Here is a 20,701-nt window from a genome sequence, read left to right on the forward strand (position 1 = left end):
GGTCTGAATCAACTTGGAGCACGCTACACCTTCTGATCCCCAAGTGAGTTTGACCGGCTAACTGAAACGGCAGCTTCGGCTGCCGTTTTCTTTTCCAGTTTTCGGATCTAGTTCTTCTCTTGTGATTCATAAGTGGAATTCCAATTCCATTTCTACGTGGGGCAGAATACCACCGAGCCTTCAATTTATTGCGATCCCTTCGCGCAAGTCTTTGAATTTGAATAACTAATGAGTGCTGTTTGCGGCATTCCAGTTGCACTAGATGACGTGTTGTTGAAATTATGATTTGACAAATAATGTGTGAAGAGGAACAAAAATGGCCGAAGTGAAAACAGAAGAGAAGCAAAACGAAATTAGTGATTCAGAAAAACAGATAGTAACCATAGACGGCAATGAAGCGGCCGCTTACGTTGCCCACAAACTGAATGAAGTCATCGCCATCTATCCGATAACTCCTTCATCACCGATGGGCGAATGGTCTGACGAGTGGTCTTCGCAGGGCCGTCCTAATCTCTGGGGGACAATCCCGCTTGTGGCGGAGATGCAAAGTGAAGGCGGTGCGTCTGGAGCGGTTCACGGTTCTCTTCAGGCTGGCGCGTTGACAACAACGTTCACCGCCTCGCAAGGTCTCCTGCTCATGATTCCAAACATGTTCAAGATTGCGGGCGAACTTACGTCAACCGTATTCCACATCGCTGCAAGGACTGTCGCAGCTCACGCGCTGTCGATATTCGGCGACCACAGCGACGTTATGGCTGCAAGACCGACAGGGTGGGCCATGCTCGCGTCAAACTCAGTGCAGGAAGTAAACGATTTCGCTGCGATCGCTCAGATGGCAACACTCGAGTCGCGCGTCCCGTTCCTCCATTTCTTCGACGGGTTTAGGACCTCTCATGAAGTGATGAAAATCCAACAGCTGACCGACGCCGAGATGCGTCAACTCATCGATGAAGAGCTGATCAAGTCGCATCGTCAGCGTGCTTTGTCGCCCGACCATCCGGTCCTTCGGGGCTCGGCACAAAATCCGGATGTGTTCTTCCAGGCGCGCGAGACTGTGAATAAGTTTTATACGGATTGCCCAGGGCTTGTTCAAAAAGCCATGGACAAGTTCGCTAAAGTGACCGGAAGAAAATACGAACTGTTTCAGTATGTCGGCTCACCTGACGCCGAGCGGATCATCGTGATCATGGGCTCCGGCGCCGAAACGGCCCACGAGACGGTCGAGTATTTGCGAAGTAAGGGTGAAAAGGTGGGTCTGGTTAAAGTGAGATTGTTCAGACCGTTCTCGGTGGAACGGTTCGTCCGCTCCTTCCCGAAGACTGTTAAGAATGTCGCAGTTCTTGACAGGACAAAGGAACCGGGTGCTACCGGCGAACCGCTCTACACCGATGTGGTGACCGCTCTTGCCGAAGCTGCCGCGAATAACAGCGGCATGAATGGTGGATCACCGAGAGTGATCGGCGGAAGATACGGTCTGTCGTCAAAAGAATTTACGCCGGCAATGGTAAAGTCGGTATTCGATGAAATGAAGAAACCGGTTCCGAAGAATCACTTCACAGTCGGGATAGTCGATGACGTGACAAATACGAGTCTTGGTTACGATCCGGCTTTCGACATCGAGCCGCCGGAAGTGGTACGCGCGATTTTCTACGGGCTCGGCGCAGACGGGACCGTCGGCGCGAACAAGAATTCCATTAAGATCATCGGCGGTGAAACCGATTTCCACGCGCAGGGATATTTCGTCTACGATTCGAAGAAATCAGGCACGATGACGATTTCTCACCTGAGATTCGGGCCGAAGCCTATCCATTCCACTTACCTCATAGGAAGCGCCAACTTCGTCGGATGTCATCAATGGTTCTTCCTAGAGAAGTATGATGTTCTCGAGAAAGCCGTTCCGGGCGGAGTCTTCCTGCTGAACAGCAGTTACGGTCCCGATGAAGTCTGGGACAAACTGCCGAGGCATATCCAGAAACAGATCATTGAGAAGCGACTGAAGTTTCACGTGGTCGACGCGTACAAAGTGGCGCGTCAGACAAACATGGGAAGCAGGATAAACACGATCATGCAGACATGCTTCTTCGCGATCTCAGGTGTGCTTCCGCGTGAGCAAGCAATCGAGCAGATAAAAAATTCGATCAAGAAAACATACGGCAAGAAGGGCGATCTGGTCGTCCAGCAAAACTTCCAGGCTGTCGACCAAACACTCGCAAATCTCTTTGAAGTTAAAGTCCCCGACAAAGTGAGCAGCACGATAGTGATGCCCCCAGTGGTTTCCGAACGTGCTCCTGACTACGTGAAGAAGGTGACGTCTCAGATGATCGCCGGAAAGGGCGACTCACTCCCGGTAAGCGCAATGCCGATCGATGGAACATTCCCGACCGCCACCGCACAGTGGGAGAAGAGAAACATCGCTCTGGAGATTCCGGTATGGGTGGAGGAAATCTGCATCCAGTGTAACAAGTGCGTCGTGATTTGTCCTCACGCCAGCATTCGTGTGAAGGTCTATGACCCGAAGGAGCTTGCCGGTGCACCGCCGACCTTCAAGGCGATGGACTTCAAGAGCGCGGAGCACAAGGGAATGAAATACAGTCTCCAGGTTGCTCCTGAAGATTGCACAGGCTGCGGATTATGTGTCGAGTTCTGTCCCGCGAAGAGCAAGACGGAGACCAAAATCAAGGCGATCAACATGAAGCCTCAACCTCCGATTAGAGAGGCCGAACGGGCTAATTACGACTTCTTCCTGAATATTCCGGAAGTCGATCGCAGAACAATAAAGCTCGACAACGTCAAGGACTCTCAATTTCTCCAGCCGCTCTTCGAATATTCGGGCGCGTGCTCCGGTTGCGGAGAGACTCCATACGTCAAACTGGTTACGCAGCTGTTTGGCGACCGCTCCGTCGTCGCTAATGCGACGGGTTGTTCTTCGATTTACGGTGGAAATCTTCCGACCACACCCTATACGGTAAACAAAGACGGCCGCGGCCCGGCATGGTCCAATTCACTTTTCGAAGACAATGCCGAGTTCGGGCTCGGGATGCGGCTCGCCATAGATAAACAGACGGAGATGGCAAAAGAGCTTGTCCAGAAACTTGCAGGCCAGATCGGCGATCAGCTTGTGAAGGAACTTCTGGTAGCGAAGCAAAGCGACGAAGCGGGGATTTATGAGCAGCGGGAACGTGTAAAGCTGTTGAAAGAGAAACTCGCCTCACTGAATTCTCGAGAAGCAAAGTCCCTGTTGAATTTGGCCGACAACCTTGTGAAGAGAAGTGTGTGGATATTTGGCGGAGATGGTTGGGCGTACGATATCGGCTACGGCGGTCTGGATCACGTCATCGCATCCGGAAAGAACGTAAACATTCTCGTGCTGGACACGGAAGTGTACTCGAACACGGGCGGGCAGATGTCGAAAGCGACTTCGCGCGCGGCCGTTGCCAAGTTTGCCGCCGGCGGCAAACCGAATCGGAAGAAGGACCTTTCCCTCATGGCACTCACGTACGGTAATGTCTACGTTGCGCGTGTCGCGATGGGAGCAAATGATGCACAGACTGTACGCGCCTTCATAGAGGCAGAGTCTTACGACGGACCGTCTATCATAATTGCGTATGCTCATTGCATAGAACACGGCATCGATATGTCTCTAGGTGCGCGCAACCAGAAAGTTGCCGTGGAAACAGGTTATTGGCCGCTCTTCAGATTTGATCCGCGCCTGGCAAAGGAGAGCAAGAATCCGTTCAGGATAGACTCCAAAGCGCCGAAAGGATCGGTTTCTGACTTCACCTCCCTTGAGACGAGGTTCAACATCCTAAAGAAGACTCACCCTGAGCGAGCAAAGTTCCTGATGGAGCTTGCGCAGGAAGACGTGAACGAACGGTGGAAAATGTATGATCAGCTTGCGAAGGAATATGAGCCTCATAAATCCGGCAACGGTTCCGAGGCTACGAAACAGCAGACGCCGTCTGCACCATTGAACTAGGGATTCAGGAACAATGACATGGACCTAAAAACGAATTACCTCGGACTCGGACTGAAGAACCCATTGGTTGCTTCAGCCAGCCCGCTCTCGCGAAGCATCGATAGCATGAAATGGCTCGAGGATTCAGGCGCATCGGCGATCGTGATGTACTCCCTCTTCGAAGAGGAGATCGCGCACGAAAGGGCAGAGCTCGATCACTACCTGCACTATGGAACCGATAGTTTTGCAGAAGCGCTGACCTATCTGCCGTCCGCGGCTGAATACAACCTTGAGCCCGACTCTTATCTTGACCTCCTGCGGAAAGCGAAAGAGTCTCTCGGGATTCCCGTTATACCAAGTCTCAACGGAATTACGACGGGCGGTTGGATAAAATACGCGAAGTATTTCGAAGAGGCCGGCGCCGATGCCGTCGAGCTGAATGTTTATTATATTCCGACCGATCCTCGCCTCACGTCGGATGACGTCGAAGCACGTTATACTGATGTCCTTGCAGCAGTGAAAGATACAGTCAGAATTCCCGTGGCTGTGAAGCTTAGTCCGTATTTCAGTTCACTGACCAATCTGACCGACAGGCTTGTCAAGATTGGGGCCTCCGGATTAGTTCTGTTCAACCGATTTTATCAACCTGACATCGATATCGAGAAACTCGAGGTTGAACCCGGGGTCGTCCTGAGCAGCTCCGCGGACAACAGACTTCCGATGAGATGGATTGCGATACTCTACGGAAGAACCAAAGCGAGTCTCGCAGCGACGAGCGGGATACATACGGCAGAAGACGTATTAAAACTCGTCATGGCGGGTGCCGATGTCACGATGATGTGTTCCGCGCTGCTCCAAAACGGTCCGGCACACATAAAAAAGGTCCTCACAGATTTGACAAAGTGGATGGAAGAGCATGAGTATGCTTCGATTGAACAAATGAAAGGAAGCATGAGTCAGAAGTCCGTTGCGGATCCCGCCGCGTTCGAGCGGGCAAATTACGTGAAGGCGCTGAACAGATTTAAGCTTCTCCTCTAAACACACTACACCACACATAGGGCGCCTCCGGGCGCCTTTTTTATTCCGACAAATTCTCGAATCCGGGAAACTATTTCTTAAACTGAACTGCCCTTGTGTGCCACAAGCACACTCTTGCAATTCGCGGAGTATTATCAATGCCGCCAATCTTCATTAGACCATTTTTCAGCCGTTAAATTGACTAGCAGCCGCTTTTGCCCGACGTCGGGCCATAAGTTGTCGGCACTCGAGTGTCGTTGAGGTGCTTGTCAACGGTCAGTTGTGCCCGTTCCTGAACAAGATGATTGATTGTCGAGGCAATGCTGTCTCTCCTCGGATTTCTCATGTTGATTTTGCCGTTCCTCTTAAGTTGGAAAAGTCCGTTCAGACTTTCATCATGACTGCTCTGGCACGATGTTTTTATAATCGAAATGGCTATCTTTCCTGAAAAGGAGAGAGGCATGTGCTCACCACCGCGGTCAGGATTAATTTGTTTTTTGTCTCCTCTATTTCTTATTCTGTTATGGCAGAATTCCGAAAAAGCCTTTGGTCAAACTAATTCCCGAATCAAGATGAATCGAACGACTGAATCTGTGATCGATCTCGATGGTAAGTGGAAGATGAAAGACTTCACATCGGGAATCGGTGTTCAGAAAAAGATCTACCTGCCGGAGAATGAACCCGCTGATTGTCTACCATGTCAAGTCCCCGGAACTGTAAGGACCGCGTTACTGCAAGCAGGAGAGATTCCTGATCCGTATTTCGGTTACAATAATGAAAAGTCGCTCTGGGTCGAACAGAAAGAGTGGTGGTTCTTCAAGAAATTTTCAGTGCCGGCCGGTCTTGAAGGCAAATTCATCGATCTTGATTTCGAAGGGACTTCGTTCCAGGGTGAATTCTGGATAAACGGCCAAAAGGCGGGTGAGCTGAAAGGAATGCTGAACCCACGGTCGTTCGATGTCTCAAGGCTTCTGAAATATGGCGCAGAGAACCAGGTGGTGGTTCGTCTTGAGGCGCCGCCTGATGAATGGTCAAAGACGATGGAAGATGGTTTGACATGGCGTGCGCCGAGAGACCAATTGTACTCAATCGCGCAGTGTATGTATGGCTGGGACTGGGGTCCGCATGGACTTCCGATTGGGTTGTGGAAGTCCGTAAGCCTGCACGTCACCGGACCCGTGCGAATTGAGAATCCATATGTGGTAACAAAAGTTAAATCCAGTAAGAAAGCGGTATGTAACGTTCGAATCGAGGTCCGGAATCTTACCGCTGATTCAATTGATGCGCGAATTGTCGGACAAGTGAAAGAAAAGAAATCGAATCGAATTGCATCTGATTTCGAGAAAACCGTTAAGCTGAAGTCCAAAGAGACGAGGAAAATGATTTTTGATGTTGCCGTGACCGATCCTCAGTTGTGGTGGCCGAACGGGATGGGTGATCAGAACCTTTATATACTCGACGTCGCCGTGGCGGAGAGAGATTCAGAATCCGATAATTTGTCGACTCAGTTTGGAATCAGGGAGTTGAAGCTCGTGGATAATGAGCGTGTGGGGGAATTTCTCAAGTCGATGCAGAATGACGTCGGAGACCCGCACCATTTGGGAAACGCCGTCGGCTCATATCCGTGGACATTTTTGGTGAACGGCAGGAAGATGTTCGCAAAAGGTGGAAACTGGATACCTGATGACCAGCTCCTCCGTCTGGATCACAGCAGGTATGAACGATTGCTGAAACTATTTAAGGACGGAAATTTTAATCTGCTTCGTGTTTGGGGAGGAGGACTTTACGAGACCGACGATTTTTACAACTTGTGTGATGAGTACGGGATTCTCACCTGGCAGGAATTCCTGAGTAATCAGAACTTTTCGAAAATCGACCGGGATAATTTTCTTGAAGGTGCGAAGTCCGCAGTGCTGCGCTTGAGAAATCATCCTTCTCTCACCTTCTGGTGCGGCGGAAACGAGTTCGATCCGGACGATGTTGGAAGCAAGACTGTGATTGACTCGCTTGCAGCGCTCTTGAAAACCTTCGATCCGGTTCGCGAATTCCACAGAGCGTCTCCGTATATGGGTGATGATCACTATTGGGGGGTCTGGCACGGCCTAGAACCGTACACGAAGTACCGCGTAGTGCGGCCATTCCGGAGCGAGGCCGGTCTGAACGCTCCTCCGGTATTTGAAAATTATGTCAAGTTCACACCCGCTCAATTCCTGTGGCCGCCTGACACAACGTACATTGAATACCATGGAGAATCGGGCACGGGTTTCACTCACCTCAGCAAGTTGATGCGGTACGCGGACGAGTTCGGCGATCCTTCGTGCATCGAGGAACTTATTACGCGCGGACAGCTCTACCAGGCACTCGGTAATGAATTTGATATGGAGTTCTGCAGATCTAATAAGTTTCGGAACAGCGGATTCCTGGTATGGCAATATGATGACATATGGCCGTGTCTTTCGTGGTCGATCGTAGATTGGTACGGCACTCCGAAGCCTTCATATTATTTTCTGAAACGTGCTTCGCGCCCAGTTCATATTTCTGCCGACTATGAAAGATATCTGTGGAATCCAGGAGAGACTTTCAAATCGGATGTATACCTTTTGAATGATACTGAAGATTCACTCAAGGAGCTCAACTTCAGAGCGACACTGCTTGATTGCAGAGGACGAACTTTGGCAGAGAAATCCGGCAGTGCGGGCACAAGCGCTAATACTTCTAAGAAGATCGGCGAAATAAAGTATAGAATACCGGAGTCGATGAAAGGCAAATCCTTCTTTGTAGTTGTCGAACTGGAGAAGAAGTCGGGAGGAAAGATATCCGATGCGATCTATCCGATAGCTGTCAGCAACTCGGGCGAATTAAGCGACTACAAAAACATTTTTTCCGATTTAAACAACATGCCCAAGGTCCATCTGTCAGCAAAGTCCGGATCACTCGAAGTATCAAAAGATTCGAGTTGGATAGCTGCCGGTGAGATTCAGTTGACAAATCCAGACTCGAGCCTGGCGTTCTTTGTGAGAATCCGTATGGTTGAGGAATCGGATACGCTGAGGAGTTCGTACAGCGACAACTACATATCGCTCGTTGGCGGCGAAACCAAGACGATCTCGGTAAGAATCGAGCACGATGGGAAGATGGTTCCCCCACCTCAACTTCATTTCGAGATATCGGGACTGAACTGTCAGATTCAGGAGCTTAAGATGGATGTGAACGGCATCTAGAGACTGAAACGGTCCGAGGCTAAGTTGACCACGGACCGTTTTCTCAACTCCGAACCTAAATATCTGTTGAGACCGCCTTGAAAGTGGATATCTATTGGTTCTCGATTACAGTGGAACGACTCTTTAATGTGTTGAAGTCAATCTCATTTCTTGTGTAGAGATCGATGTCTCCCTTCTTTACGCTGACAAGCTTACTTTGCTCCCCCTCCATGAAGTTATTCACCTTCAGAAGAACCAATATAGATTCATCCTTCCTGATGGATCTAAGAGATGAACCGTATGTCCCGAGCTCAAGTATGACTTTGTCCTTCAACTTGCCGGTATTGAACTTCACCGTATCAACTGATCTCGAAAAATCTGAGACATAAGGCATATCGGAAACACTGCACACAAACAACGCTCCAAGACCCTTGACATAGACTCCCCTTGAATCGGCACCTCCGAAAGAGACATCTCTGTCGCTTGAGTTTTTTTCCGACAATGACTTCTCCAGGATCGTAGCCATGATGCTTATGGAGTTATCCTCGTCAGTCTCCTCGACATCGGTAACCTGCACACTATGTCTGAAGATGTTTTCCGCCACTGCTCCCGTACGGTAATCTGTAATGTTTTTCTTTGAGACGTTGTACAGTCTCGCAGCTGGTTGAGAATCGCCCGATAGGAAAACCACTACCGAAACTGTTTGAGCTGAGGTGAGTTTGTTCTCAGCATCAGCGTAGCTGCCAAGGAACTTCATTATCGCCTGATCGAGGCGATCCATGATTTGTTTTGAGGATTCTTCAGTTTTCTTGCCGAACGACTCAACCAACTGGTTCAGCGAATCCTTTCGTGCGCCGAGCCGATCCCCCATCGACAAACTCGAATCAATAGAGGCTAAAACCCTTACCTTCGTTTCAAGGGCGATCTTGCGAGCTAGAAATCCTGCTGAGACGATTCCATCGGAGGAGTTCACCACGAAGAGCAGCCCGCTCCCCGGTAGATATGAACCGAATACATCGCTGGAGTTGTATTCATCCCGATTCGCGTCCTTCATTAATTCTGCCAGGATGCCGTTCATTACGCCGATGTCGGGGTACGACTGTTCTTGAGCCAAGCTGACAACGGGCGAAATTGTCAGGGCGATCAGAATCATGCAAGTCAGGTTCATCAACAAATTCCTATTCATAATGAATTCTCCCGTTTTTGTATTTCATGATTCAGAATCTCATCGTTACTTGACAGCGTCAGCGAGCCTCATCACGCCGGTGAGGGCGGCCTTCGACTGATAGTATGCGAGCTGGTTCTGTTCCTGCAGACGATAGAGATGATTTGTAAAATACATCATGTAAGTCCGTTGCTGGCCGCTGATCTGCTTTGAGAAAGTCTCAAGGCTAGATTTGTACATGTCCGCCTGACGTGCTTCGCTAGCGGCGATCAATTCTGACACAATTTGAAGATTTCGCTTTTCGGCTGCCGCAATTTCTGAAGCGATCCTTGACGAATCAGCTGCTAACGGGTTAGTCGCGGATCGTCCGATAGCAATAACGATGGCTCCATTGTCAAATTGAACACGTGTCCCCATGAGGAACGCAGCGACAAGTGCCGCAGCGAACGTCAGGCGTAAACCGTACCTTGCGAAGAGACCTGAGATTAGTGACAGGGAGTTTTTCGCACGTCTCACGGGCAACGCCCCCGGCAAGAGTGCGAACACCGGGGCGGGACCATGCGCGGGAATTTTCCAGCGCCCCATCGCAAGGATTGTCTGTCTGTAATCTTCCGATTCTTTGCGGCAGCCGGCACATGATCCGACGTGTTCACTGACCAATCGGCTGTCTTCTTCCCCAAGTTCGTCCAGAACGAACGGGATAATCTTTTCACGAACATCTTTACATCGCATCTTTCAGAATCTCCTCGATCAATTTGTTCCTGGCAAGGGAATCTTTCATTGCACGAAGTCCGGAGTACATCCTGGTTTTCACGGTGTTGAGAGGGACATTGAGCGTCTCGGCAATCTCCGAGAACTTCATATCCTGGTACAGCTTCATTACAATCACGACTCTTTGTTCTTCCGGAATTGAAAGCATTATCTTCTCGAAAAGAATATGAAGGCCCACAAGATCGATCCTTGACTCCAGGTCAGCCGCCTCCGTGTCCGGTCCATCGAGGTCGATATGCGGATCCTCAGATTCTCCGTTTGTGCGGCTTCGAGCAATATGTTTTCTGTCGTTTAATAGGTCCATGGCGTTATTGTTCGCTATGCGATAGAGCCACGACCGGAATTTGGCCGGCTCGTTCAACTGATGCAGGCGCGTGTAGACCGTGATGAATGTTTTCTGGCAAGCATCCTCGGCATCTTCCATGTTGCCGAGCACGCGATACAGGAAACCTAGTATCTTCTCATACCACCTCCTGGTGAGGAGGTTGAAGACTGAGACATCGCCTGCCTTAAACTTTGCAATTAACTCGAATTCTGGGCTGTCTGGCATCCTATAGTATGACGGAGGTTTGTGAAGGAAAGTTTTCAATATTTTCGATCAAATACCAGCTAAGGATATACCCGCAAGAATAACGCGGTCTTGACGTGTCACTGAGGAGAGCGTATGGGGCGCGCAGTGGGAAGCGCATTGGACCGCTTTCTGCGAAACTCGAATCGCGGCGGAAGTATTTGTACGATGATCATGATTTTTGCGTTTGGAATAAATAGAAGATCGTTCTAAACTGACATCCAGATATTTCTTGCGGAAGACCTAATATGAAGACCTCGTTCGTGATTCTTGCGAAGCTATCGATCCTGATCCCGATATCCGTTCCTGCCCAATCGCACAAGGCACCTTTGGACTACGTTAATCCGGCTATCGGAGGTGTCAGCCTTTTGCTTTCGACGACGAAGCCGATCGTGCAGCTGCCTCATGACTATCCACAGGTAACGCCGGTGTTGAATCCGGGATTAAACGATTCATATCTTGCCACTAAGGTTTATGGGTTTCCCGCCGGTGCGATTGTTCTCATGCCGGGTATCGGGAGTGTGAAGACCGATCCGGATGAGATCGCATCGGATTTCGATAGGGATTTCGAAACACGCACTCCGTATTTCTATCAAGTGTTGCTTGATGATTATGGCATCGAGACCTCTTTCACTGCGGGACATTTTTCAGTGTTCTATCGATTCAAATACTCAGGAACGGACACGAACCTCATTAACGTCATGATGGCCGACAGCGGAACTATAAGGATCATTTCTCAGACCGAGATTGAAGGTTCCACTGAAGTCAATGACGTTCCATATTATTTTTATCTTAAATTTTCAGAACCGTTCGGTGACGCAAAATCCTGGGATTACGGCGGAGTGCCGGACTCCAGGACGGAAATTGAAGGGAGGAAGATAGGGATCACTTTGGTATTCACGCGGTCCAAGGAGCGGATGATTCAGGTGAAATCAGGCCTTTCATTTATCAGTCTCGATCAGGCCAGGAAGAATCTCGGGGAATCAATCCACGGTTGGGATTTTGAGAAACGAATACAGGAGACTAAGTCGGCCTGGGAGCGTCTCCTCGGCAAGATCGAGGTCAAAGGTGGTACAGACAAGGAGAAGACTATTTTTTACACCTCGCTATATCGAGCCGAGCAGAATATGACAGACATAACGGAGGACGGAAAGTACTACAGTGGTTATGATCACGCCGTACATGACAGTCACGGAAGGGATTTTTACACGGACGACCAGTTGTGGGATACCTTCCGTTGTGAACACCCTCTTCAGTTACTCCTTGACCCAATACAGCAGGAAGATATTATCCAATCGTATATAAGAATGTATGAAGAGTGGGGATGGCTGCCGTTATTCCCGAGAATCTACGGCGAGTTTCCGGCGATGATTGGTCAGCATGCAAACGCGCTGATAGCTGACGCTTACTTCAAGGGTTATCGTGACTTCGATGTGGCGAAAGCATATGAGGCAATGAAAAAGGAAGCGATGCGCGCGACTATGCTTCCGTGGCGAAATGGGATCATGGACATGCTTGATTCAATTTACTTGGAAAAGGGTTACTTCCCGGCGCTGAAAGAGGGGGAAACCGAAACGAATCCTAACGTTCACCCTTTTGAGAGGAGGCAGGCTGTTTCAGTCACCCTGGAGACTGCATACGATGACTGGTGCCTCGCGATGATGGCAAAGGAGCTGGGGCACAGTGACGACTACGGATATTTTCTCAAGCGCGCCTACAATTACAAGAAAGTCTTCGACACGACTATAGGTTTCATGGCGCCCAAGACCGCGGACGGAGAGTGGGTGAAAGGATTCGATCCGACCTTACCCAGCGGTCCGGGCGGGCGCGACTATTTCTCGGAATGTAACTCGTGGATTTACACTTTCAGTGTCATGCACGATATGACGGGGTTGATTCAGCTCTTTGGCGGACGTAAAGAATTCTTGAGCAAACTCGATTCTCTCTTTGAAGCGCAGTACGGAGGCATTTGGAAGTATTCGTTTCTCGGCAAGTTCCCGGACATGACCGGGCTGATAGGGAATTATGCGCAAGGAAACGAACCGAGCTTTCACATACCGTACATTTATGATTTTGCCGGCGAGCCATGGAAAGCCCAGAAGATTATCCGCGAGATATTGGAAGTGTGGTACAACGATAGTCCGCTCGGTATCCCGGGTGATGACGATCTAGGCGCGATGGGATCATGGTACGTATTTTCATCGATGGGATTCTATCCGTTTTGTCCCGGCGCATCCTACTACGTGATAGGCAGCCCGATTTTCAAGGAAGTAACCATTCATTTGGCGGGCGGAAATTCGTTTGATATTAAAGCCGACAACGTGTCGATTCAGAACAAGTACATCGAGTCCGCGACTCTCAACGGCAAGCCGCTCATGAAACCATGGTTCACGCAAGAGGACCTCGCACACGGAGGTATTCTCGAGCTGCAGATGGGGCCAAGGCCGAACAAAAGTTGGGGAAGTGCACCCGAAGATGCCCCTCCCTCAATGAGCGATAAGTGAAGCAGGATATCCTCATTGACGGATCAACCCGGATCTCGTGCTGTCTTGCACACATTCCCGAAGAGAAGGAGTTCCTGTAACATGTGTATTGATCTTTACAAACCTGGGCTGACGTCAAGACTGGCTTTCGTTCTTTCAGTGTTCTTGCTCGTGCTGGTGACTTACGGAAGCGCGTCGCTGCTGACGAGACCGGGTCGGCCAGTCAAAGCGAAGCCGGACTCTGTCGCGACCGCGCAAGAGCTACTTCCTTATCGAAACGAAAGTCTACCTGTCGATGAGCGTGTAAGAGATCTCCTTGAACGCATGACTGTTGAAGAGAAAGCGCGCCAGCTTGACATGTATTCAGGCGCGACTGACCTTCTCGACAAGGACCAACTCGACGAACGAGATCACGCGAAACCAGGCGCAAAGTTCAGTCGATCAAAGGCAGAGTCAGTGCTGAGCAATCTTGGAGTCGGCTCAATTCACGACCTTTATCCGGCTCCGGAACTCTATGATAGTTTGCAGTCCTGGGTAATTCACTCTAACCGGCTGGGCATACCGGCGTTATTCATCGAAGAAGGTCTTCATGGTTACATGGGACGGCTGAAAACCGTATTCCCTCAAAGTGTGAATCTCGCGACGACGTGGGACACTTCCCTCGCACACGAAACGGGCGCGGCCATCGCCTCCGAGGCGAGGGCCGATGGGGTCGACATGATTCTGGGTCCGGTTCTTGATGTGGCGCGTGAACCGAGATGGGGTCGGGTCGAGGAGGACTTCGGCGAAGATCCGTTCCTTTCGGGTAGAATAGCCGTCGGCTACGTTGAAGGGATGCAGGGAAGCACACTTGCTGATGATTCAACATGCATCGCGGAGCCGAAACATTTCGCAGGATACGGTTCACCCGAAAGCGGATTGAATATCGCTCCCACTCATGCCGGCGAGAGGGAAGTGCGTACCATCATGCTGAAATCTTTTGAAGCCGCGGTGCGAGAGGGACACGCGATGGGGATAATGGCATCATACAACAGCATTGACGGAGTTCCAAGCACAGACAATCCGTGGCTCTTAAACTCCGTGCTCAGGAAAGAGTGGGGATTCAAAGGTTTTGTCCTGTCGGACCTCGGCGCAATCAGACAACTATATGATATCTTTTATGTCGCGCCGACAAGACAGGAAGCCATATATCTCGCAATGAAATCCGGCGTGGATATGCAGTTCTACGATTTCCCCCACGATCTTTTCCAGAATGCTATAATCGAAGGAATTAGAGACGGAAAACTCCCGCGGCCAGTTCTCGACAGCGCGGTCGGCCGAGTTTTGCGGGCAAAGTTCATGCTCGGTCTCTTTGACCATCCCTTCGTCGACGTGAACCTTAGCAGTCGGGTTAGCAGGTCGCCTGATCATTTGCGTCTTGCACTCGAGGTCGCACGCGAGTCTATGTGCCTTCTCAAGAACAGTGGACACCTTCTTCCTTTGAGGAAGGACCTCGACTGCGTCGCCCTTATCGGCCCTAATGTAGATAGTACCCGACTCGGTGATTATTCTGGACCTGTTAGTGATCGAATCGAAGAGAGTCTCCTCGAGCAGGTCAGGAAAATTGTTTCGTCGCGAACGACAATTCTTTTTTCAAATGGCAACGACATTGAGGATGCCGTCGCGAAGGCAAAGAAAGCACGAGTTGTGATCCTCGGCTTGGGAGAGAACTCGCGTATTTCCGGTGAGAACCGCGACCGTTCGGAATTGAACCTCCCCGGCAATCAGGAAAAATTGCTTGAGGCTGTGGTCGCTGCTGGCGTGCCTGTAGTGTTGGTTCTGCAGAACGGCAGACCTCTGACAATCCCGTGGGCCGCAGAACATGTACCTGCAATTCTCGAGGCATGGTACCCCGGTGAGTTCGGCGGAAAGGCTATCGCGGAAACTCTTTTTGGGGACAACAATCCGGCAGGAAAACTCACAATATCGTTCCCTAGAAGTGTGGGACAGCTCCCCGATTTCTATAACTATGGCACCTCGAAGATAGCAAAGTACATCGACGGTGACGTGGGACCGCAGTATCCGTTCGGATATGGACTGAGCTACACGACTTTTTCATATGACAGTTTGGACATTCTCGCTCCTTCCCTGGAAAGCGACGGCGATGTAATCGTTTCATTTAGTGTGACAAACAACGGTAAGCTGGACGGAGACGAGGTGGTACAGGCATACGTGCGGGAGAGATACGCGAGTGTAGAAACGCCGGTAAAAGCATTGAAAGGTTTCGAGCGAATTCATCTGCGCGCGGGCGAAGCGCGAAGAGTCGTCATTCCAATCAGACTAAAAGATCTTGAGGTTTGGGGCGCAGACAGAAAATGGGAAATTGAACCGGGCGAATTCACCGTCACGGTAGGAGGAAATTCAGAAGGGAAGTTGACCGGAGAATTTGTCCTCAGATAGACATAAGATTCTACAAGCGGCTTTGATTTGAGGACAGAACTCTCATGGAAGCTGGAGTCACTTCTCGAGATTCGTCAGCGGTTTCAGGGCAACTTCAATTATGTTCCCATCTTTTTTCATCTGATCGATAATTTCTATCGACGGTGCAGCGTCAAGGAGGAGCGTGCAGCACGCCGCTTTCGAATTGTCGAAAATAATATTTGTCATCTCCTCCACGTTTATACCGCTTGCCTTTATCTTGTCCAGGATTCCAGCCAGAACCCCTACTTTGTTATAATGCCGGACGACAAGTGACTGAGTCGCTGATGACCTCGCCCGGATATTCACGGTATTGAGCGGCACTCCCTTTTCCTTGAATGACCTGACGATGTTCACAACTTCGTCTGCGATTGCCTCAGACGCCTGATCGGTCGAGGCACCGATGTGGGGAGTGGCCGTTACCAGTCCGGCAAGTTCTGTGTCTTCGAATTGCGCATCGCCGCCGGCGGGTTCGTGCTCAAAAACGTCAAGCCCCACCCGGAGTTTCTTCGATTTGATCGCATCCTTAAGTGCGGTCGTGTCGACGACCTCGCCCCTCGATGTGTTTACTAGTATCGCGCCGTTCTTCATCGACTCGAGAAACGTCTTATCGATCAGGTGATGAGTCGAGTTCTTGTCGTATGCGACATGTATGCTCACCGCGTCGGAAATCCTGGCGAGATCTTTGAGGTCACTTATGCATTCGACATTCAGGCTCTCTGCCAGCTCGTTCGTCATACTTCTCGACCAAATGACCACCTTCATGTCGAGGCTGAGCGCACGACGCGCCACAGCTTTGCCGATCGAGCCAAACCCGACTATACCAATTACTCTGTCCTTGAGTCCTTTTGCTTTCCCGTAATCTTTCTTTTTCCATGAGCCTGATCTCAAGTCTCTGGTGGAATTTGCGATCTGCCTGTCGGCAGCGATCAGGAGACCGATTGCCAGTTCAGCTACCGCCTCAGTGTTCTTGCCCGGGCAGTTCGATACGTAGATCCCACGGGAGTTTGCCGCAGCGAGATCGATAGTGTTTACTCCGGCACCGGCGCGAACGATCAATGAAAGGTTTTTCCCGGCCTCGATAGTCCTGGGCAATACTCTGGTGGATCTCACGACCAATACATCCGAGTTACCTATCGCACCCGGAAGGTCTTCGGCTGATAGATCGGCGTTCACTTCAACTTCAGCGCCGAGGTCCTTCAGCGTAGCAACGGTTTTATCGGACAGTTTGTCTGCGATTAAGACTTTCATGACAGGGGTCTCCTTAGCTCTTGAAATCGTCTTTCGTACTTCACCGGTTCGTCTGGTGCATCTCCTCAATGCGGGATTTTGGACAGGGAAAAGTTAGAAGGTGCGGGAGTAAAATTCAAAGCGAATTATTGTTTCGGCGGATAAAGGGAATGCTTGAGTGTTAAGGTCTATTCATATCTTAAGGATTCCACGGGATCAACACTCGCTGCGCGACGCGCCGGGAACACGCCCGCGAACAAACCTATGGTGGTAAGCACGAGGACAGTGAAGAGCATGATTCCGATTGAAAGGAGAGGTCTCCCCAGGAACTGCATTGGTCCGCTGCTTGTGTCAAGCATTCCTGCCCCAGCGACGATCCCCCAAGATAGAAGCAAGCCGCTTGTCCCGCCGAGCAGAGAAATGATAAGAGCTTCGAAGATGAACTGCGAAAGGATGTAAACCCTTCTTGCTCCTACAGCCATCATGATCCCGATCTCTCTCGTACGTTCTTTCACGACGACATACATTACATTTGCCACGCCGACTCCTGCTATCATCAGGGTAAAGAATCCAACGATCCCGAGGAATATTTTCACGCCGAGGGTAACCTTCTGAATAATCTCGTCGATCATCATCGTATCAAATATGCCGATAGCACGTTCATCGGTAGGATCAAATCTATATTTCTTGCCCAGGACCTCGCGTATCTCACTCATCATTTGTGTCTGCATTCCCGGGCTGGGTGCTTTCAGAAGGATTGTGTTTATATGTTCATACCCATAGATCATCCTGAAAGTCGAATACGGAATTACAGCGCGTCTGGAATCGGGGCCGTTGTTCATTGATGTTTGAAGCTTCTTCTCCATAATTCCGACAACTGTGAAAGGCACATTGTCCAGCGCGACGGTTTTTCCTATCGGGTTTTCGCTCTTAAAGAGATCTCCGGCAATTTCATAGCCCAGGAACAGACTTCGCTGCTGGAACTTGATGTCGTGGGCGTCTATAAATCTTCCTCCCGGATCTGGATACATTGCGCGCATGATTTCGAAATCGGGTCCGGCACCTTCACACTCTGTTGTGAGCCTTGTTTTTCCGTAGAACAGTTCAGCGTTCTTCCTGTACTGCGGACTGCTCATGACTATGTTTGGAATCGTCGCCCTTAGGAGATCGACGTCGCTCTCCTCCAGGTTGATGCCGCGGCCTTTCGGGAGGCCCTGGTACACTTTTCCCGTCTCGCCGCCGTACACGATAAGGACTCTGTTCCACGCGTTCACCATGCCGTTCCTCATCGCTGCGCCGAAGCCGGATCCGAATGCAAGCAGGAGAACGACGGACATCGTTCCCCAGGTGATCGCGATCAGTGTAAGCGCTGTCCGGAGCTTGTGGCTCCCCATATCGCGAAAGAACTCTTTGATTAACTCACCTACCATCGATTAGAGTCTCCCTGAATTCATCTAGTCCCTCAAGCATTCAACGACATCGAGATTAGCCGCACGACGAGCAGGCATCATACCTGCGGATAATCCAATCACCGCCAGAATTGAAATTGTAGCTATGACGACAGGAAGGGAAATCTCGGGAGTACCGACGTACTGCTTTATCGGTATCAGTTGTAAGGCAGAGACGATTCCCCATCCTATTAGAAACCCGACCGCAGCGCCCAGTCCAACGATCATGAAAGTCTCCGCAAAGAACTGAAGGAGTATCGTCGATTTCTTGGCGCCGACAGCCCGCTTCACCCCTATCTCCTTCACACGCTCCCGGACAACGATGAACATTATGTTTGCGACTCCAAGTCCGGCAACGCCAAGAGTGAAGCTTCCGATGATGCCCAGAAAAAGGGTGAATCCTATCGTGATGTAGAGAAGTATCTTCTCAAAATCCGCAGTGTTCCAGATGAAGATTGCGTCCTTGTCGGCGGGGTCGAAGCGATATTTCTCTCCAAGTGCTGCACGAACCTCTACCTCCACCTCGTCAGTCTTAGCAGGGTCTGCCGCTTTGTAAATAAGATCAGTTATGTATGGCGTTCCGAACATCGCGGTAAAAGTCGGTGCCGGAATGAATATGCGGTCCTGATCCTGCATGTAGTACGACGAGTTTTGGTTTTTCGGTTGCATGACCCCAATGACGGTGAATGGTGTCTGACCCACAAAGACGATACGCCCGAGTGCGTCCGTTTCCCCGAAAAGGTAATTCTTCACTTCATTGCCGAGTACCGCGACTCGTTTCCGATCTGCAACGTCCAGTGTGTCTATGAATCTTCCGCCTTGGACAGGAATAATATTTCTCATTTCACTGTATATGGGGTAGATACCCGTTATTCCAGGGTTGGTAATATTGATTCCATACCTGATCGGCGTTCCCATCTTGATGTACTCAGGACAAATGGACTGGATGTCGCGTACCTTCGCCGTCACTATCGACGCGGCCTCTTCAGTTAAGTGGATCTCCCTGCCGATACCAAAACCCTGGAACGGTTTCGTTGTCCGGTTTGGAAACATCACCGAGATGCTTTCACCCATCCCGTGCATGTTCATCATCGACTGCTTCTTGAAGCCAAGGCCGAAAGAAATGAGAACTATGACAGTTACCGTTCCCCAGATGATCCCGAACATCGTGAGGAACGCGCGCATTTTTTGTGCGCGAAGATCAGCGAAAAACTCGGAGAAGAAACTTATAAATGCCGTCATGACAGATCTTTAATTGATCTTGACGACGGGTTTTTCGAGGAGCTTGTCGCCTTCTTTAAGTCCTGATACCACTTCGATGTTTATGGCATCGCTCAGCCCGGTCTTGATGGCGAGCTCTTTTGACTTGCCGTCGGGGAGAGAGAGCTTTACAATCGAGGAGTCATTCCTGAAGGTAACAACCCTTTCCGGTATGTAAAGTATTCCGGTCTTCTTCTGGATTATGACGTCTGCATTGGCAGAGTAGCCAGCTCTAAGCGTAATGTTCTTTGTGTTCGAAATTGCGATCTCGATCGGGAACACCGATGCATTTTCCTTTTTCTCGGCTTCCAGCCATATCTTTGAAAGTCTCCCTGGTATCGTGTCGCCGGGAAGAGCTCCAACCCTAAGCTCCGCCGGCATCCCTTCGCGAAGTTTGCCGACATCAATCTCGTCCACTGTTCCCTTGAAGACGAGCTGACTCATGTTTGCCATTTTCATCAAGACGGTTCCTTCCTGGTAGGAAGTGAGTGGCGTGACGGGGTCACCAACCTCCACAGCTCGAGTTAGGACATATCCGTCGATCGGCGCGTATATAATTGACTCAATCTTAGTGTTGTCTATTGTTACTCTTCCGTTTTGTATCAGGTCTAGATTGTCCCGGGCTATCTTGAGACGCAATTCTGATTGCTTATATGATACGAGAGAGTTGTCAAAATCCCTTTCCGATATCAGAGCCCGCCTGTGTAAGGAATCCTGTCTGCCCAGATCCTTCTTGGTATTATCATAGTCTACAACGGCCAGCTCAAGCTGTCTCTTCGCATCAGCAAGTTCCCCCGGCGTCGGATCGGGCTTGACTTCGAGGAGCGGGTCACCAGCGTGAACGAACGCACCCACTTCGACGTAAAGGACTTTTATAACGCCGCTGACTCGTGACTTGATGGAAATCTCGTTTTCGGGCTCGATGGTTCCGATTGCGAGGGCTTTTTCCTGAATTGTCCCCTTGGCCACGGTTACACTAGCGATTGTATCGCCGCCTCCGCCATCCTTCGATTTTGCCGCGATCAGTGCCACGACCGCGAGCACTACCAGGACTGCGAACGTTATGATTATCTTTTTCTTCCTGGTCTTTCGTTTATTGGCCATTTCGCATGCCCTCTGCTTTCTTGTGGTTTATGAACGCTACGAC

13 protein-coding genes are annotated in these 20,701 nt (G+C 50.2%); 5 read left to right on the forward strand and 8 right to left on the reverse strand.

What is annotated here, in order from left to right; translation table 11 throughout:
* The first annotated feature begins 316 nt into the window (after window positions 1–316).
* Window positions 317–3,976 (forward strand): pyruvate:ferredoxin (flavodoxin) oxidoreductase, encoded by a 3,660-nt coding sequence (nifJ, locus tag VIS48_14085; protein ID HEY9167281.1) that lies wholly within the window; start codon window positions 317–319, stop codon window positions 3,974–3,976.
* A gap of 18 nt (window positions 3,977–3,994) precedes the next feature.
* Window positions 3,995–4,993: a dihydroorotate dehydrogenase-like protein gene (locus VIS48_14090; GenBank protein HEY9167282.1), complete on the forward strand. Its 999-nt coding sequence runs from the start codon at window positions 3,995–3,997 to the stop codon at window positions 4,991–4,993.
* Window positions 4,994–5,174: 181 nt separating this feature from the next.
* Here the strand turns inward: VIS48_14090 and VIS48_14095 are convergent, their stop codons facing one another.
* Complete coding sequence (locus tag VIS48_14095) at window positions 5,175–5,435, reverse strand: hypothetical protein (GenBank protein ID HEY9167283.1); 261 nt, start codon at window positions 5,433–5,435, stop codon at window positions 5,175–5,177.
* 109 nt (window positions 5,436–5,544) lie between these two features.
* Between VIS48_14095 and VIS48_14100 the strand changes: the two genes are divergently transcribed.
* On the forward strand, window positions 5,545–8,193 hold the full coding sequence (locus VIS48_14100) for a sugar-binding domain-containing protein (protein HEY9167284.1): 2,649 nt from the start codon (window positions 5,545–5,547) through the stop codon (window positions 8,191–8,193).
* Between the two features lie 91 nt (window positions 8,194–8,284).
* On the opposite strand, the gene VIS48_14105 is transcribed toward VIS48_14100, so the two are convergent.
* From VIS48_14105 to VIS48_14115, 3 genes are read right to left on the reverse strand one after another with little or no spacing between them, the layout of a single operon-like run.
* Window positions 8,285–9,358 carry a hypothetical protein gene (locus tag VIS48_14105; protein ID HEY9167285.1) on the reverse strand — a complete coding sequence of 358 codons (1,074 nt, stop codon included), beginning with the start codon at window positions 9,356–9,358 and terminating at the stop codon, window positions 8,285–8,287.
* A 45-nt stretch (window positions 9,359–9,403) separates the two neighbouring features.
* On the reverse strand, window positions 9,404–10,069 hold the full coding sequence (locus tag VIS48_14110) for a zf-HC2 domain-containing protein (protein ID HEY9167286.1): 666 nt from the start codon (window positions 10,067–10,069) through the stop codon (window positions 9,404–9,406).
* Window positions 10,059–10,697, reverse strand: coding sequence for an RNA polymerase sigma factor (locus tag VIS48_14115; protein ID HEY9167287.1), 639 nt, complete (start codon window positions 10,695–10,697; stop codon window positions 10,059–10,061). Before VIS48_14115 ends, VIS48_14110 begins: the two co-directional genes overlap by 11 nt.
* A gap of 227 nt (window positions 10,698–10,924) precedes the next feature.
* Between VIS48_14115 and VIS48_14120 the strand changes: the two genes are divergently transcribed.
* A complete protein-coding gene (locus VIS48_14120; protein ID HEY9167288.1) occupies window positions 10,925–13,180 on the forward strand; it encodes a GH92 family glycosyl hydrolase in 2,256 nt (751 codons plus the stop codon).
* Between the two features lie 81 nt (window positions 13,181–13,261).
* Entirely contained in the window at window positions 13,262–15,598 is a 2,337-nt protein-coding gene (locus VIS48_14125) for a glycoside hydrolase family 3 N-terminal domain-containing protein (GenBank protein ID HEY9167289.1), read from the forward strand.
* A 57-nt stretch (window positions 15,599–15,655) separates the two neighbouring features.
* Here VIS48_14125 and VIS48_14130 read toward each other — a convergent pair whose 3' ends face one another.
* From VIS48_14130 to VIS48_14145, 4 genes are all read right to left on the reverse strand, one after another.
* A complete protein-coding gene (locus tag VIS48_14130; GenBank protein HEY9167290.1) occupies window positions 15,656–16,867 on the reverse strand; it encodes an NAD(P)-dependent oxidoreductase in 1,212 nt (403 codons plus the stop codon).
* A gap of 167 nt (window positions 16,868–17,034) precedes the next feature.
* Window positions 17,035–18,276, reverse strand: a complete 1,242-nt coding sequence (locus VIS48_14135) for an ABC transporter permease (GenBank protein HEY9167291.1) — start codon at window positions 18,274–18,276, stop codon at window positions 17,035–17,037.
* A 24-nt stretch (window positions 18,277–18,300) separates the two neighbouring features.
* Window positions 18,301–19,536 (reverse strand): ABC transporter permease, encoded by a 1,236-nt coding sequence (locus tag VIS48_14140; GenBank protein HEY9167292.1) that lies wholly within the window; start codon window positions 19,534–19,536, stop codon window positions 18,301–18,303.
* A gap of 9 nt (window positions 19,537–19,545) precedes the next feature.
* A complete protein-coding gene (locus VIS48_14145) occupies window positions 19,546–20,658 on the reverse strand; it encodes an efflux RND transporter periplasmic adaptor subunit (GenBank protein ID HEY9167293.1) in 1,113 nt (370 codons plus the stop codon).
* Window positions 20,659–20,701 lie beyond the last annotated feature (43 nt).

It is taken from the genome of Candidatus Kryptoniota bacterium (assembly GCA_036567965.1).
In the GTDB taxonomy this organism is placed as follows: Bacteria; Bacteroidota; Ignavibacteria; order Kryptoniales; family JAKASW01; genus JAKASW01.